Source organism: Roseomonas gilardii (assembly GCF_001941945.1).
Lineage (GTDB): Bacteria > Pseudomonadota > Alphaproteobacteria > Acetobacterales > Acetobacteraceae > Roseomonas.
In genome coordinates this window covers 2,093,557-2,108,139 of record NZ_CP015583.1, presented here as the reverse complement: position 1 = coordinate 2,108,139, position 14,583 = coordinate 2,093,557, and the positions used below count along the sequence as shown (strand labels likewise).

Below are 14,583 nucleotides of genomic sequence, written 5' to 3'. Positions count from 1 at the left end.
GCATACGAATAAGCCAAGGGTCAGCATTGGCAGGTGCCCTTGGCCTTGCGGCGGGCCTTGGCGGCGCGGCCGGTTTCGGTCAGGGCGGCTGTGGCATCCATCCAGGCCTCCAGGCCAACCTTGAAGGCTTCCCGGCCCTTGTCGGTCAGGGTGTAGACCTTGCGCTCACGGCCGGAGACGACCTCGGCTTCCGAGGTCAGGTAACCGCCCTGCTCGAACTCCCGGAGCGTCGGATACAGGGCACCCTCGGACGGCGAGCAGCAGCCATTGGTGGTCCGCTCAACCGCTCGGGCGATGTCGTAGCCGTGCGCCGGGCCATCGTGCAGGACCTGGAGCACGAAGAAGCGGCTGAGGGCCATCTTGATGGTTCCGGCCCAGTAGCTCCGGTCCGTGAAGTCCGGAGAGGGACGAGGGACGGCTTGGAGAGTGGGCTGCTTGGGCATATCGGCAAGCTATGCCTTGGAGGGCGAGGTATCAAGAAGTACCGCACGTCGCTGTGGCGGTTGCGGAGGATTCTTGTCTCTTGGGGCGAAAACATGTACAGATCTATGTGTTAGCTGTACAGCATGTGGGCCGGTGCCCCGCAGGCGAAGGAGGCTACATGTTTTTCCTGACCGCTCGAAGCGCCCGTCCCAGCCAGCCTCAAGGCAGGGGAGAGAACCGCATCTTTCGTATCCGTGGCCAGCAGCAGTTGGCGGGCTCGGCGGGTGACAAGGTATCTGTGGCCGAGTTCGTCCACATCCAAGCCAGCACGCCTAGCTCGCCCGATGAGTTGGCCCGCTCCCTGGCTGACCGCGTCCGCCAAGTGATCACAGGGCTGGCTGTACGGGTAGGTTTGGAGCCCGTCAGCGAGGAGAAAGACGCGACACCTTTGACTGAGGCCACAGTGGAGCGTGCCAGGGCTGCGCTTCCCAGACTGATGAATGGGACGCGGGAGAGTTTCGTGTCTGTCATCTCGAAGCAGGGGAAGGTGGACGAGGCTGTCGCGATGGTCGACTGGCGCGTCCTCGAGGTCATCATGGAACTGGCTGAAGAAGCCCTCAAGGCGAAGCCACGAGCCGGTGACCTGATGCCGGTTGAGTTCTCGGCTTCGGAAGCCGCGCAACTGAGTGCCGGTGACTTCAACCGGCCCTTGCCGAAGCGGCAGAAGGCTGCGGATCGCGAGCGCGCCATCGCCGAACTGCTTGGCGAACCCGGCTGAACGGTTGTGGCTGGCTTTTTCCTGACGACTGCCGGGCTGCGTGTCAGCTTGCTGTGGGCGAACAGCCCCCTCGCCAAGTACATCCGCAATTCACCAACTGAGGAAATCTGGGTATCGCCGCTCTCCCACGCCATCATGAAAGATCAGTTCTTCGGAGAGAGTGGCGCGTCACCGGAACTTAGAAAGCAGGGATACCAGGCGGTAGAGATGCATGCCCGCCAGATGGCGAGGATTAACCCTACCCAATACCCATATCCTGACGAACCAGCGCTGGACATCTGGGCGCAGATCCGATCCCTAGAAGTGAACATTGCCGCCTATGATGACGGGGTCGCCCAGCATGTCGCCCAGCAGTTAGGGCCTGACGAGCTTCTCGTCTTCGCCACGGCCGCCGCCCACCTCAAGCCGCTGATCGGGCCAGGTCCTGACGATCCTGCAACGATCAGAGTACTCGATGGTCTTGGCGTCCGCTTTGTCCCTGCATCGACCTGGCTAGGTGCACATGGCACCTGACGATGCGGCAGAAGCCCGCCAGACAATGCCGCTGCTCCTTTGCCTGTCAGGCGGCGGCTTCCGTGGCTACTACAGCGCCCTCGTGCTTGCAGCCGTCGAAGAGGCGGTTGGTGCACCCTGCAACCGGATCTTCGACCTTATCGCGGGAACATCGATCGGCGGCATACTGGCGCTTGGCTTGGCCCACGGGGTGCCTGCGCGCACCTTGGCGGACATGATCGGGGAGCACGGCCCGGCGATCTTCCCACGATATCCCCTCCCAGGATTACGGCGCGCCTTTGGGCCGCCCTATCGCGGTGGGCGGGTCGGCGATGCCGTGAAGCGGATCCTTCCCGCTCAGGCTAGTCTCTCACTCTCTGCGGCGCCGACTCCCGTCATGGTCGTCTCGGTGTCGCCTGCAACGGCAAGACTGGTGGTGCTGTCGAGTTGGGACGGCGGCGCCACTGCGCTCATGTCTACCGCGGACGCTGCTATGGCGACCTCGGCTGCTCCGACCTACTTCCCCTCACATCGGGCGAGCCTGGGCTCGGGGGGCACCTCCATGGATCTCGTGGACGGGGGCATTGCGGCCAACGCGCCGGACGCTCTGGCCATCCGCGAGGCCACCTTCAGCCTTGGCTTGCCGGAGGAACGGCTCGCCATCCTCTCGGTAGGAACCTGTGCCCCCGCACAGGGAGGGGTCGGCACTCTTACTCCAGCCGCTTTCGGCGTGCCGGGAACTCTCGGGCGCCTGGGCGGCCGCGGCATTGTCGACCTGATGATGGCTGTCCAGGAAGCTCATGGGATCGCAGAGGCCAAAGCCCGCCTCGGAGGCGGTCGCTATCTGCGGCTTGATCGCGCCCCGAGCGACGCCCAAGCCAAGTTGCTCCAGCTTGATAACGCCTCGGGGGAGGCGCGCCAGACGCTGGAGGACCTCGCTCAGCAGACCCAAGCCGGTCTGCGCGATCATCAGAGTCACGGAGTTTGGCGCAGGATGGTCGCGCGAGCGCAGTTCGTCCGCCGCTGAGCGCCCGGCGCCCTGTACACAGGGCACCACGTTTCGGCTTCAGTGACCTGGCCTGGATGGCGGGCTGCTTGGACCTACCGGAAGGCTATGCTTGGAGGGGAGGTATCAAGCTCTTCATCAGCCGTGGCGCGAGGCTACGGAACGCCTCCATGTCATTGAAGGTGAAGCCATAACAATAAGTTACTAGATGCGCGACGAAGTGCCTCACTCAGGAACCAAGCTCCTGAGAGGCTAGGGAGGCGTTGTTTCCAGCCCCGAGGCGCACTAGGTTGTTGGGTGACAGGAGCGGTAGATGACGGAAGCTCAACGCAAGACCTTCGAGATGATGGCCAGGCGGTACACTGAGGTGAACACGACTACCCGTGATGTTGCCCGGGCCGCTTTGGTTCGCGAGGGTATCCGGCTGGCTGATGGCCGTCTTGCTCCTGAATACGGCGGCACAGCGTCGAAGAAGTCAGCGAAGAAGCCAGCCGCAGTCCGTAGTTGAGCCGGTACGCTACTTCCTTCGTTCTCGGCTATCACGGCTGCGACGAAGAGGTGGGCAGGAAAGCCCTTGCTGGGGAAGTGAACCTGCTGCGCAGCGAGAGGGACTACGACTGGCTTGGTCCGGGTGTCTACTTCTGGGAGGGTGATCCCGGACGAGCCCGCGAGTGGGCCGAGGAGAAGGTCGCCCGCGGCGCCTACGAGAAGCCGTTCGTTCTCGGCGCGGTCATTGACTTGGGCAACTGCCTGGATCTTCTGGTCCGCGAGAACCTTGACTGGCTGAAGATCGCTTATGAGAGCCTTGCAGCTTCGCACGAGAAGAGCGGGTTAGCGCTGCCGCGTAACAAGGACATCAAGGGCAGCACGACCAACGATAAGCTGCTTCGCAATCTGGACTGCGCCGTCATCCGCCGCCTCCATTCCATCTTGGAGCAGAAGGACGACCTGCCTCCCGGCACCGAAGCACTGGCTCCCTTCGATACAGTCCGCGGCCTGTTTACTGAAGGCGAGCCTGTCTATCCAGACGGCGGATTCTATCTGAAGTCCCACACCCAGATTGCAGTGTGCAATGACACCTGCATCAAGGGCCTGTTCCTACCCCGGTGACCTCGAGTCTCAAGCCGCGGGCGTCTAAGAACGCCCTTATGCCGGATCCTTTCGGTTGCCCTTGGCCACGATGAGCATATCGGCATCCGGCAAGGGCCGCTGAAGCTCCCGGGCGATCTCCCACGGCGCCTCCAGCCAGGTGTCCATCTCGTCCGGCGTGGTTAGCAGAACCGGCATCGCCGTAGGGTGGATGGCACCCACCGTCTCGTTCGGGTCGCAGGTCAGGAAGCCGTAGAGTTCGTGCTCTCCCTCAACAGGGGCTGACTTTGGGCCGCGGGTGCCAGTCCACTGGGTCCAGATGCCCGCGAAGGCGAACAGCGGCCGCTCCTCCGAGAGCGCGAACCACACCGGCGTCTTCTTGGGCTTCGTATCTTCCCACTCGGAGAAGGAGGTGACCGGCACCAGGCAACGGTGCGCCGGGCCGAGCCACCGGCGCCAGTGCGGGCTGCGGGTGTTGCGGATGTTGGTCACGGGATGGCCGCCATACTGCTCTGGCCCCGGCATCCCCAGCGCATCATTGTGAGCTCGCGTTCGCCATCCTCGGCTTGGCGCACGACAGGCGCCATGCTGTCCGGATAGATGGCGGGTAACGGCGGCTGGTTGCCGGTGCTGTCACGCGTGGCTCGCGTCAGGTCGAGGATGGCCCGCTGGTTGCTGGTCATCGAGTAGAGATTGCACATCGACCGTCTCTCAGGGCCGCTTCTTTCTGGTCCGCTTCTTCGGCGCCGCGCCGGTCATCGCTGCCGTCCAGAAGTCTGTGACCTGTTTGGCGCTCTGACGCGTCGCAGCCGCCTGCTGGCGCTTGGCTTGGCCGGTCATGATGCCGCGGGCGGCTCCGGCCCAGGCATTGGCGCCGCTCAGCATGATGCTCAGGAACGGGTTCTTCTTGGTCCAGGGATTGGCCATAAGGCCCTCCTCACATAGAGGCGCCGCTACCGAGCACCTTGTCATCTTTTGAAGCGACAAAGCGTTCTTGGAGTTGCCCTAGTCAGGACCCAGGTCCACCTTGGATGCCTCGGTCGACGCTGCTCAGCCGCCAAGTCCAGGGTGCCCGAGCGATGGGAGTCAGCCATGGAAACCTACGCCCCTGCCACCAGCGACGTCCTCTGCATTGCCATAGGTATCGGCCTCCTCGTCTGGTGCTCCTTGGCCGTCTACACAGCGTCGAGGAGCGATAGGCTGCACCAGGAGCACTCGATGGCGAGCCTTCAGAGGTCAATGGAAGACAGCTTGCGAACCCTGCGCCTGCGCAGGGCGATGAAGCGGTCTATTCCCGAGTAATCGCTATGCGTCACGCCGTTCTCCGGAAGGAGGGCAGCGTGAACGCGGGGGTCAATGGGACCTCTGCGCCGATTCGGACCTGAAGTTCCAGGGCTCCTGGCGGCGTCGCACGATCTTCCTTGTCGGGCCCCAAGCGTTCTCTTAATGTTCTTACCTGGAGATGAGGAGGCCTGAGTTGGCCGAGTGCCTGACCCGGACTGCGCCCCTGCGAATAGCGACCGGCCCCGCCGTGCCGCCATCCCGCACTCACGCCAGCAGGGTTCAGCATGCCCAACCCCCATCAGGACTTCGACGAGTCGGAGTTCGAGATCCACGTCAAACGGCTCGGTGACGAGCCGGACTCGGAAGACCCCGCCCGCCAGGTAGACCCGGCGCGAGCGGCTTCTCTCCTTGCCCTCCGCCGTACCTTGGCCGCCCATCAGGTTGATGCCGCCACCCTTCAGGGTGCTGTCATCATCGAGGTGCCCGAGGCCGCCTGGATTGAGCCTGTCAGCAGCGCCTGGACCGACGTGGTCAGCGTGCCCAGCAGCAAGAGCTCCGGCGGCAGATTGGGCGACCTCGCTGTCCGGCCAGGTGAGTGGATGGTCTTCGAGGGTGGCGGTGGATCCCAGCGCCGTCAGCCACCCAGCTACGAGAATGACCTCATCGCGACCAGCCTATGGCAGGGGCAGAACGTCCTCGGCGTGTCCCAGGCGCCAGAACGCTATCTGCCGCCTGACCTGCTTCGTGCGGCTGACCTGCGCCTGGTGCTGGAACCGTTGGATGCTGAGGGTCTGAAGGTGGTCGCCCAGTGGGTCACGAACGGCCATCCAACATCCCTGCCATCGCGAGAGAACTGCGCGCTGATCTCGCCGCTGGCCTTGCGGCTGGCCCGCCGCTCTGGCCAGTCGGCAGATGACTTCCTGGAGCGTGCCGCCCGTATCGCCGCACGCAGCAAGAGTGCGGCAGTCGCTCCTGGCGGTTCCCTCGACAGCCTGCCCGGCATGGATGAAGCGGTAGCCTGGGGACTGGACCTCGCCCGTGACCTCCAGGACTACGCGGCCGGGCGGCTGCTCTGGCGTGACGTCGACCGCGGCTGCCTGTTGGCAGGGCCTCCTGGCACCGGCAAAACGACCTTCGCCAAGGCGCTGGCCGCAACCTGCGGCGTACCGCTGGTCGCCACCTCCTATGCACGCTGGCAGTCGACCAAGGACGGTCATCTCGGCGACCTGCTTCGGGCGATGGCCGCCTCCTTCAACGAGGCCCGCAAGGCCGCACCCTGCATCATGTTCATCGATGAGCTCGACAGCCTGCACACACGGCAAGGAGGCGCCGGAGGCCGGGACTGGTGGACTGCCGTTATCGGCGCCTTGCTGGAGCAGCTTGATGGCCTTCAGGGCCGCGAGGGTGTCGTCGTCGTTGGCGCCACGAACCACCCGGAGCTCATCGACCCGGCTATCCTGCGGGCAGGCCGCCTGGACCGCACCATCACCATCCCGCTGCCCGACCGGCAGGCGCTGGCCGCCATCCTCAGGATCCACCTGGGAGCGGACTTGGCGGGCGCTGACCTGACCCAGGCTGCTCTGTATGCCCAGGGCAGCACTGGAGCGGATTGCGAGAAGTGGGTCCGCGGTGCTCGGCGGCGGGCACGCAACGGCAGGCGCCCGATGGTGCTGGATGACCTGATGGTGGAGATTCGGGGCACTTCAGTGCAGCGCCCGGTTGGCGGTCGTGTGGTCCCGGCGGTCCATGAAGCCGGGCATGCCCTGATCCAGGAACTCGAGCAGCCCGGCACTTTGAAGTACGTCTCCATCCGCGAGGACGCGCTGAGCGCCGGTCACGTGGCCGTCGACACCGTCAGCGACGACCTTACGGAAGCCTGGCTCAGCATGCATCTACGCCGTTTCCTGGCCGGGCGAGCCGCCGAGGAAGTGGTCCTGGGGCATGTCACGGGCGGCTCTGGTGGCCCTATCAACAGTGATCTGGCCCGCGCGACCTGGTTGGCTGTGAATGCGGACACGGCCATGGGCATGTCGCGGCGGCCACTGCTCTGGCTTGGCCTCTGGGATGACCAGCACTTGGCAACCCTGCTGCTGACAAGGCCCGAGCTTGCTCAACGGACTGAGGAGCGTCTGGCAGGCGCCTACGCAGAGGTCTGCGGCCTGCTGCGGGAACATCGGGCCACCCTGAACAAGCTGGCGGCTGAGCTCATCCAGCGGGAGGTGCTGACCGGTGCCGAGGTCGAAGCCATTGTGCGGGCGGAGCGCCAAACATGAGGAGCAGGGCCGACCTGCTGGCGCACCAGTGCGAGTACCTGGACGACATCTTCAGCCTTACGGACGGCGAGGCTGAGACACGGCGCCGCTTTGAGGAGATGGCGGCCGACACCATTGATGCCCTACTGGCGGCAGATGCTCGTCTGGTGGTGCCCTTCTACATTGCCCCGTCGAGCGCCTTCTGCTGGGCGCGGACGACGTGGCAGCACCCCCTGGTCGCTCCCGAGCTCGTCGCACGCTGGATGCAGTGGAAGGCGGATTACCCCGCCGTGCTGACCCGGAACCCCAGGCTCGACCTGCATGATGCCATGCGCTGGTGCGCGGAAACACATGACGCCGCCAGTTGGCCCTATGGCTGGGAGCGCGGGATCTACGACTGGGTCGCTTCGGGCGATTTCGCTGCCCGCCCGTTCAGCGACGGCATGCGGATCGTGACGCCAGAGTTCTTTGAGCGCCTGCGCCACCTCCAGGCCAAGGTCGATGGCTGGCTTGTCTGGTCCGAGGAGGCCGGGCGGGTCGTTCATGTGCCCGGCGATGAATGGCGGCGCCGGTCATGACAGCACCAAGGCCATTCATAGCACTACGGAGACAACGATGATCCCAACGAGGCAGCCGATACCCGGCGTAGGCGACCTGCTTGCCCATCTGCGCTCCTTCTGCCTGCCCTGGCGGGCGCTCACCATCGCCATCGATGGCCGGAATGGCGCGGGCAAGACGTCGGTGGCGCGCTATCTGGCGTGGCAGCTTGGTATGCCGGTGCTGGAGACGGATCTCTGGCTGTCCTCGACGTCGCCTGTGACCCACCGGATCGAAGAGATCAGAGAGGTCATGCGAGCCCGGCATCATCGCGACCGCCCTGTCATCATCGAAGGCGTGATGATGCTGCGGACACTGGAGCTCCTCGGGGTGCAGCCGGACTACCTCATCTTCGTCACCAACGAGGCGTTGGAAGCCGATCCTGAGGAAGATGACGAAGACAGGGGGGGCGCCGCAGTGCCTGTCAGAGGAGGTCGACGCCTACCTGAGGGAGCGCCAGCCAGCGAGGCGCGCGGACTTCCATGTGACTTGGCGGGAGCCGGAGGTGAGGGTCGGCAGGCTGGAGGCGACGGCGGATATCGAGACATCCTGACGGAAAATCTCGTGCACTGCTCTACTTCCAATTGAAGCATGAACTCACGATATATTCCTTGAGGTAGGGTCGCTGTCTTCAACGCCTACTCCCTCTGCCACACACAAGGAATCCGGAGAGCAACGTGACTGAGTTCCTGTTCAACTCTTCTGGTGATTGGATCGCTTTTCGACGCAGCCCCACAGACAAGTTCGTCTTCAACGATGACGGTGATTGGGTAGGCTGGCTTCCCTGGGGTGATACTGACGTCGCAGATACCGATGGGAACTATCTGGGCACCATCGTTGGGAATCGTTTGGTAGCTCTCAACCGCCCATTCCGCGGGTATCCCGGTTACCCTGGATATCCGGGATACCCTGGGTATCCAGGTTACCCTGGTTATGCTGGCTACAAGCCTTTGCCCGCGGGTGCCTCTGACGTACGAAGCTTGAAAAAAACTTAGTTCGTAGAAGCCAATCTGGCCATGCGGTCAACAAACTTCACGGTGTCAACTCACGGCAGCGTACGGCATGCAGACGGGCGGTTGCCTTATCAGTCCGGGATGTCCGGCTCATCTCCCCAGGCAGCCGATCCCGCGCTGTTTGCCGTGGCCGACCCGGCGCGGCTAGACGCAGCGAATGGTGAACTGATGCGTGCGCTATCGGTAGAGCGATAGACAAGGCGGTCACCCGTGATGGTCCCAACGTAGCGTCCGTTTGTACCGAAGACCTTGTCACCACTGATGCGGCCGACGACCTGACCCGAGCGGCTGTAGACGGTATTGCCAGAGACCTGGAGGGGCCGACCGTTCTTCGTGTACAGACTCATGGCCTCTCCCCAGTGCGGTCGGCGGCGCTCCAGGACAGCCGGTGCTGTCGGCTTGGCTACTCGTCGCCCATGGCTCTGGCGACTTCCGCCAGCGCGCTGAATTCGTCGAAGGAAGTGAACCTGGTCATCTTGGATGTGTGCTCAACGGTGACCTCCTTGGCGAGCATCACGTCAGGGTCATCCATGCGCACTCCGTTCACGAGCGGCGCCTTCTTCACCCCGCTGGCCAGCCCCGATAACTCGTCCAGCAGGTGGTCCCTGGTGCCGGGCCGCCTGCACACGATCAGCACCTTGACCGTGTAGACATCATCCCCCGAAAGCTCGCTGTCGGGGCTCCAGGCAATGTAGATCCTGTCGACGTCGGTGTGCACCTTGTAGGCCTCAGTGCCATCCATCAGCATCTGGCCCAAGGCCTTCTCGACTTTCTTATGGAACTGTCGCTTGCGCAGGCGGCGGTCCAATTCGTCGGGCAGAGCAATGCGGGCATAGTAGCGAGCGATCCAGCCCTGGAACGCCTTTAGCGCCCTTTCCGAAACCTGGGCCTGGGCGGGCTTCATCTGCTGAAGATGCGCGCTCGGCAGGATGACGCGGCGGGAAACATCGAGACGGATGCCGCGCCCTGTTGCGCCGCCTTCCAAGGGAAGCTGGAGGAAGCGGGTAATCTTCCCCTTGGCTTCAGGAGCCGCTGGGTTGAACTCTTCAATCAGGCGGACAGCCACGACCTCGAAGGCAGGCTCCGCACCCTTGCCAACCAGTGAGCAGGTCTGCGTGGCGATCAGGAGCAGATCTTTGTCCGGTTCGTAGGCAAGGATCTCTGGCAGGATCGCGGGGTCGGACGGCGTGCAGAGACTGCACTGCCGCCAGTCGACCTGTTCAATCCCGCCGTCCGGCTCGCCCGCCGTTGATTCCGCGTCCGCCATTCCCGGAAGTCCCTGCCAGCCTGTTACCTGGAGCCAACCTCCAGGTACTCGGACAGCAGATCCGCTGGATGAGGCGCTTCATAGGATACCGGACCGCGCGCCCGATCAGAAGAGATGGCAGCGTTCACGGCGGGCCGGAGGGCCTCCAGCGCCGACCGGATCCGCTCAGGCTCCAGGGTCGGCGCCATCAGCACCTCATGCAATGATGAGCCATCCGGCAGCGTGCGCTTCCAAAAGCGGTGAAAGACGCGCAGGGAGCCAGGCTCCTCCTGGGCAAAGGCCTCCACAAGGCGGTGCAGGCGCTCCGCGTTCTCGTGTCCGGCCTCGGACCCCTTCTTCAGCCAGTCGTAGATCGTCTTGCGCTCGACATCGAGCACGTCCGACAGGGCAGTGATCGGGAAGTCGAGCTTGTTGACGAGGATGCCCGCCATGTCCCTGGCAGTGGAGACCGCCAGCTTGGGCGTTGCGAGGACTGGCGCTGCCGCCCGCACCGGCACTGGCGCAGGCAAGGGCGCAGCGACGGACGGGACGAAGACTGTGGCCAATTGGAAGGCGGCATTAGCCACGGCTCCGGCAAACCAGTTCGCCATGCTGCCTCCGGCCTGAAGCTTCGCGATGCTGGGAGAAAAGGCGGGCGGAAGCCTCAAGGCGGGGCTGTATCCCTGTGCGATAACGAGCGTCATCCTGTTCTTCCCCAGACCTCGAATGCGAACGGAGTGGCTGCGGATTCAAACACCTTTCGCGAGGAAAGGTACAAGCCCTCGAATTTTTCACGGAGCTCGACCGGATTCAGCGCGATCGGCGGCTCAAGGGCAGCAAAGTGGTCGATGTCCAGAATCACGAAATCCTCGGCAGTCACCTGCGGGAGCCAGCCGTTGTTCTGGACAAAGGGAGTGGCCAAGTCGGCCGGGAACGACCCTCCCGGACGTCTCAACGCCTGGAAGCGCAGCCCACCATGAGGCGTCGAGAAAGAGGCAATATAGGCCCCCTCGCGCATCTCGATTGCACCATCCCCCATATCGGCCGCGGCGGTGGGCAAGGCCCAGGGGCATAGGTACTGGGCGACTGTTTCCTCATTCCCAGAACGCGGCTCAACCAGGTCGATCACTCGCAGTCCAAGGGCCGTGGCGTGCGTGATTCCCATCCCCGGGGTCTGCATCAGCGCGAAGACCGCATCGCGGAGCCGGTCCAGGAACGGTCCGTGCCCCTCATAGGCCGCACCAGCATGGATGAGCAGGAAGTCAGAGCCCAGAACCAAGGCATACTTGCGCTCCGGGTCGGCGAACTGCCACAGCTTGTCGAGGACCTGGTTGAACCGGACTCCCTCTGGGCCGACCTCAGCCACCAGGCCCTGGTTCATATAGGTGTCTGGCAGGGGGTACTGGTGCCGGATCTGCTCTTGGAAGTTGCCGACATGCGGCTCCATGTTGAGCAAGCGCGGGAACCTGACGATAGCGAGGGAGTAGCGCAGTGGCGCGAACTTCAACCGTTCCATCACGTGTCCCTCCTCCTTCGACTATCCATCTAACTATACAAGCCACTAAACAGTAGGTCCTGTCCATGCTGGCGACAAAGTTTTTCGCGTGATCGCTGTGCCTCTAAAATTAAAACTAATGTTTTCAGTAGGTTACCTTTAGAAGCTCTCGACGGCCGCGACCACCATCGGTTGCGAGCGAGCCCGGCTTGGCTAAAGCTTCCCTAAAGCTCAAAGCATCAGCCCTGAAGGGGTAGGCCCGCCAGCCATCGGTCAGCCCAGCCGGGCGGCCCAGGTCCGCCACAAGGGTTCAGCCTTCTGGCGCGGCCACCGACGACCTAGTTCCGGGGAGAGTATCGCCCCCTGGTAGAGTTTCCGCCTTCCTGGGTTCGCAGTGGAGGTTGAGGACATGCGCCTGCTGACGGGCCTCGTCGATTCCCCACCGCTGGTACCTCAGGCCGGAAGTGTCCCCGCTGCGTTGAGCGAGAGAGAACGGGCCAAGCGGAAGATGGCTTCTCACTAGGAGCCTGGGTGCGCGGCCGTCGGAAAGCTTATGCCCAGAACAAACTCGTCTCTCACAGGATCCGTGCGCTGGAAGCCATACCAGGCTGGTCCTGGGTTGCGCTGCGTAAGCTCCAGTCGACCGTCTCCGCCGGACACCCTAATCTCTCCTGGTGCGCCCAGGAGGGTAAGGACCCCTGGCTCGTCCACAAGGTCGGCCTTGTCGGCGTCAAGGAATCGGGCGGCCGGTACGTCATCAAGACGTCCGCCTCCGACCGGATCGAGGGCCAAGGATATCTGGCGCCGGACTACGAGACTGGTGACATCCGGATCCATGCTCCGGACGGCGAGCTCGAGTACCTGGTCAATGATGGGGGGCTCTTCCACCGCAGTGAGGTGGCGGAGGAGATGGAGCACGGGGCGTCGCAGATGCTTCGCTGAGACGCGGCCGGTGGCTTGGGGCAACAAGATATACGAGGCAACAGCCGACGAGTTGGCGATGACCCGCAGGCCGTCCAGTCGGCTAAGGCTTTGCGTTACATCGCGGGGGGCACCCGGCATCCGAGCAGCCGCAGCGATGCCCCCAGTGCCGTCTCGGCGGCGGAGCAGAGGGTGATCCGTGAGGCCTGGATCTCCGGTGCCTGCTCCCCCAACACGGGGCAATCCGCATAGAAGCGGCTGACCTCGGCAGCCAGGTCGAAAGTCCAGGCCGTGAGTTCGTGGGGCGACCGAGACTTCACGGCCCGATGCACTGCATCCCCAAGGCCGAGACACGCGATCGCCAAGCGCCGCTCAGCCGGATGCTGGAGCACAATGTGCCCGCCAGCCGCCCCGGCCTTGGCCAGGATGGCCCGCAGCCGGACGAGGGCGTAGAGCAGGTAGGGACCTGTCTTTCCCTCGAAGGACACGGCACGGTCGAGATCCAGGATATAGCCCGTCGTCCGATGGGAGGAGAGATCGGCGATGCGAAGCGCGGCAGTGCCGATCGCGTCGGCTGCATCGTCCAGTGCTTCCGACGAGGAATCCTTCAACCGCCCGCCCTCTGCTAGCCGTGCCAGCGCCTTTTCCTTGGCGAGGTCAAGAAGTTCAACGAGGCCCATCGTATTCCCCGCCCGCGTCCGGAAGGGCTTGCCATCCGGACCGTTCACGGTGCCGAAGGCGATGTGCTCGAGAGCAGCTTCCCCGGACAGGCCAGCCTTCACCGCAGCCCGGAAGACTTGAAGGAAGTGCAGGTGCTGCCGTCCGTCGACAACGTAGAGGATGCGATCAGCATTGAGGTCCCGCCGCCGCATCAGGATGGTCGCTAGGTCTGTGGTGGCGTATAGCGCGCTTCCATCGCCCTTCTTCACGACGAGTGGAGGCACCTCGTGCCGGTCCTCAGAGGCCACCACGTCCATGAGCAGGGCGGCTCCATCCCGCCGGGCAGCACCGGTGGCCTCCAAGTAGGCAAGCAGGGCTGGGATCTCCGGCTGGGCGTCGGACTCTCCGAGGGTGAGATCGAAGTGGGCGCCGAGCCGGTCACAGGATTCGAGGATACGGCCCTTGGCCAGCGCCACGATGGACCGCCAGAGGGCTGACAGCCCGGGCTGGCCTGCCTGGAGTGCAGCAGTGGTGGCCCGGGCCTCTTCCATCCGGCTCTCGTCGGCCTTACAGGCGGCCGCCGCTTGTGGGTAGAGGGAGGACAGGTCATCCACGCTGACCGGGAGTTCCTCAGGGAACGGACCTTGGGCCGCCTGATCGAACCAGGGAGCTTCCGGGAACCGATGCCGGATCTCCGCGAGGATCATGCCACTCGGCAGGCCCCAGTCTCCGAGGTGGATATCAGACACCACGTCATGGCCGATAGCCTCGAGCATCCGCCGCAACGCCTCACCGATGACCAGCGACCGGAGATGGCCCACGTGCATGGGCTTGATGTTTGGCCCACCGAAGTCGATGACCACCTTTTCGGGGGCGGGGACGCCGGGGATACCGCATTTTGGGTCGGCCGCCTGCGCCTCCAGAGCCGCGGCAATCGCGTCGTCCGTGAAGGTGAGGTTCACGTAGCCGGGCGGCGCCACCTCTGCCTTGGCAATGCCAGATGCACCCGACATGGCCACTGCGATGTCGGCGGCGATGGACATGGGGGACCGCTTCAGCAGCTTGGCGCCTTGGAGCGCGCTACCGATGGCTGCATGCCCGAGCTCGGGCTTGGGACAGGGAAGTAGGCGCGCGGGAACATCTTGGAGACCGAGAGAGATCAAGGCGGCGCCGAGAGCGTGCTCGGCCGCTTGGTGGAGGACGGTAGTCATGTGCTTTGTTCCTGGCCGGTGCGACGATGGGAGAAGGCGGAAGGGAGCCGTCTCATCTTCGTCGCGCCGCCACGCAGCCGCCCATGGGCGGCTGCGTGGCGGCCAGGAGCACCGTC

At 64.1% G+C, this 14,583-nt stretch carries 16 protein-coding genes and 1 pseudogene; 9 read left to right on the top strand and 8 right to left on the bottom strand.

Annotated elements, in window-relative coordinates:
* Positions 1-20: 20 nt before the first annotated feature.
* Positions 21-359 (bottom strand): PadR family transcriptional regulator, encoded by a 339-nt coding sequence (locus tag RGI145_RS09575; protein WP_208863953.1) that lies wholly within the window; start codon positions 357-359, stop codon positions 21-23.
* 242 nt (positions 360-601) lie between these two features.
* Here RGI145_RS09575 and RGI145_RS09570 point away from each other — a divergent pair, with 242 nt between their 5' ends.
* From RGI145_RS09570 to RGI145_RS25735, 5 genes are all read left to right on the top strand, one after another.
* Entirely contained in the window at positions 602-1,201 is a 600-nt protein-coding gene (locus RGI145_RS09570; RefSeq protein ID WP_075798176.1) for a hypothetical protein, read from the top strand.
* Positions 1,202-1,207: 6 nt separating this feature from the next.
* Positions 1,208-1,714, top strand: a complete 507-nt coding sequence (locus RGI145_RS25025; RefSeq protein WP_156878486.1) for a hypothetical protein — start codon at positions 1,208-1,210, stop codon at positions 1,712-1,714.
* A complete protein-coding gene (locus RGI145_RS09565; RefSeq protein WP_081798711.1) occupies positions 1,704-2,720 on the top strand; it encodes a patatin-like phospholipase family protein in 1,017 nt (338 codons plus the stop codon). Before RGI145_RS25025 ends, RGI145_RS09565 begins: the two co-directional genes overlap by 11 nt.
* A 292-nt stretch (positions 2,721-3,012) precedes the next feature.
* Positions 3,013-3,207, top strand: a complete 195-nt coding sequence (locus tag RGI145_RS25020) for a hypothetical protein (RefSeq protein WP_075798175.1) — start codon at positions 3,013-3,015, stop codon at positions 3,205-3,207.
* On the top strand, positions 3,204-3,809 hold the full coding sequence (locus tag RGI145_RS25735) for a hypothetical protein (RefSeq protein ID WP_026033102.1): 606 nt from the start codon (positions 3,204-3,206) through the stop codon (positions 3,807-3,809). Before RGI145_RS25020 ends, RGI145_RS25735 begins: the two co-directional genes overlap by 4 nt.
* Positions 3,810-3,845: 36 nt before the next feature.
* Here the strand turns inward: RGI145_RS25735 and RGI145_RS09550 are convergent.
* Positions 3,846-4,489, bottom strand: a pseudogene (locus RGI145_RS09550) (SOS response-associated peptidase).
* A 10-nt stretch (positions 4,490-4,499) separates the two neighbouring features.
* Positions 4,500-4,715, bottom strand: a complete 216-nt coding sequence (locus RGI145_RS09545; protein ID WP_019460603.1) for a hypothetical protein — start codon at positions 4,713-4,715, stop codon at positions 4,500-4,502.
* A gap of 641 nt (positions 4,716-5,356) precedes the next feature.
* On the opposite strand from RGI145_RS09545, the gene RGI145_RS09535 reads away from it, so the two are divergent.
* Genes RGI145_RS09535 through RGI145_RS25015 form a run of 3 tightly spaced genes read left to right on the top strand, consistent with a single transcriptional unit; the run spans position 5,357 to position 8,509 of the window.
* The gene (locus RGI145_RS09535) at positions 5,357-7,345 is read left to right on the top strand and encodes an AAA family ATPase (protein WP_075798173.1); all 1,989 of its coding nucleotides are present in this window, start codon (positions 5,357-5,359) and stop codon (positions 7,343-7,345) included.
* The gene (locus RGI145_RS09530; RefSeq protein WP_019460606.1) at positions 7,342-7,902 is read left to right on the top strand and encodes a hypothetical protein; all 561 of its coding nucleotides are present in this window, start codon (positions 7,342-7,344) and stop codon (positions 7,900-7,902) included. The genes RGI145_RS09535 and RGI145_RS09530 overlap by 4 nt, the downstream gene beginning before the upstream one ends.
* A gap of 37 nt (positions 7,903-7,939) precedes the next feature.
* Complete coding sequence (locus RGI145_RS25015; RefSeq protein WP_115359244.1) at positions 7,940-8,509, top strand: nucleoside/nucleotide kinase family protein; 570 nt, start codon at positions 7,940-7,942, stop codon at positions 8,507-8,509.
* A gap of 496 nt (positions 8,510-9,005) precedes the next feature.
* Here RGI145_RS25015 and RGI145_RS09520 read toward each other — a convergent pair whose 3' ends face one another.
* The 4 genes from RGI145_RS09520 to RGI145_RS09505 are packed head-to-tail and all read right to left on the bottom strand — an operon-like array spanning position 9,006 to position 11,696.
* Entirely contained in the window at positions 9,006-9,281 is a 276-nt protein-coding gene (locus tag RGI145_RS09520) for a 4-fold beta flower protein (protein ID WP_075798171.1), read from the bottom strand.
* A gap of 56 nt (positions 9,282-9,337) precedes the next feature.
* Positions 9,338-10,201 (bottom strand): hypothetical protein, encoded by an 864-nt coding sequence (locus RGI145_RS09515; RefSeq protein ID WP_027297179.1) that lies wholly within the window; start codon positions 10,199-10,201, stop codon positions 9,338-9,340.
* Between the two features lie 23 nt (positions 10,202-10,224).
* Positions 10,225-10,884: a hypothetical protein gene (locus RGI145_RS09510; protein WP_019460609.1), complete on the bottom strand. Its 660-nt coding sequence runs from the start codon at positions 10,882-10,884 to the stop codon at positions 10,225-10,227.
* Positions 10,881-11,696, bottom strand: coding sequence for a TIGR04255 family protein (locus RGI145_RS09505; protein ID WP_019460610.1), 816 nt, complete (start codon positions 11,694-11,696; stop codon positions 10,881-10,883). The genes RGI145_RS09510 and RGI145_RS09505 overlap by 4 nt, the downstream gene beginning before the upstream one ends.
* 510 nt (positions 11,697-12,206) lie before the next feature.
* On the opposite strand from RGI145_RS09505, the gene RGI145_RS09500 reads away from it, so the two are divergent.
* Positions 12,207-12,617 (top strand): hypothetical protein, encoded by a 411-nt coding sequence (locus tag RGI145_RS09500; RefSeq protein ID WP_019460611.1) that lies wholly within the window; start codon positions 12,207-12,209, stop codon positions 12,615-12,617.
* 95 nt (positions 12,618-12,712) lie between these two features.
* Here the strand turns inward: RGI145_RS09500 and argS are convergent, their stop codons facing one another.
* On the bottom strand, positions 12,713-14,467 hold the full coding sequence (gene argS / locus RGI145_RS09495) for an arginine--tRNA ligase (RefSeq protein WP_019460612.1): 1,755 nt from the start codon (positions 14,465-14,467) through the stop codon (positions 12,713-12,715).
* Positions 14,468-14,583 lie beyond the last annotated feature (116 nt).

Coding starts and splice junctions, on each gene's coding strand:
- RGI145_RS09575 (WP_208863953.1), bottom strand. CDS start 359: ATGGCCCTCAGCCGCTTCTTCGTGCTCCAGGTCCTGCACGATGGCCCG.
- RGI145_RS09570 (WP_075798176.1), top strand. CDS start 602: ATGTTTTTCCTGACCGCTCGAAGCGCCCGTCCCAGCCAGCCTCAAGGC.
- RGI145_RS09565 (WP_081798711.1), top strand. CDS start 1,704: ATGGCACCTGACGATGCGGCAGAAGCCCGCCAGACAATGCCGCTGCTC.
- RGI145_RS25020 (WP_075798175.1), top strand. CDS start 3,013: ATGACGGAAGCTCAACGCAAGACCTTCGAGATGATGGCCAGGCGGTAC.
- RGI145_RS09545 (WP_019460603.1), bottom strand. CDS start 4,715: ATGGCCAATCCCTGGACCAAGAAGAACCCGTTCCTGAGCATCATGCTG.
- RGI145_RS09535 (WP_075798173.1), top strand. CDS start 5,357: ATGCCCAACCCCCATCAGGACTTCGACGAGTCGGAGTTCGAGATCCAC.
- RGI145_RS09530 (WP_019460606.1), top strand. CDS start 7,342: ATGAGGAGCAGGGCCGACCTGCTGGCGCACCAGTGCGAGTACCTGGAC.
- RGI145_RS25015 (WP_115359244.1), top strand. CDS start 7,940: ATGATCCCAACGAGGCAGCCGATACCCGGCGTAGGCGACCTGCTTGCC.
- RGI145_RS09520 (WP_075798171.1), bottom strand. CDS start 9,281: ATGAGTCTGTACACGAAGAACGGTCGGCCCCTCCAGGTCTCTGGCAAT.
- RGI145_RS09515 (WP_027297179.1), bottom strand. CDS start 10,201: ATGGCGGACGCGGAATCAACGGCGGGCGAGCCGGACGGCGGGATTGAA.
- RGI145_RS09510 (WP_019460609.1), bottom strand. CDS start 10,884: ATGACGCTCGTTATCGCACAGGGATACAGCCCCGCCTTGAGGCTTCCG.
- RGI145_RS09505 (WP_019460610.1), bottom strand. CDS start 11,696: ATGGAACGGTTGAAGTTCGCGCCACTGCGCTACTCCCTCGCTATCGTC.
- argS (WP_019460612.1), bottom strand. CDS start 14,467: ATGACTACCGTCCTCCACCAAGCGGCCGAGCACGCTCTCGGCGCCGCC.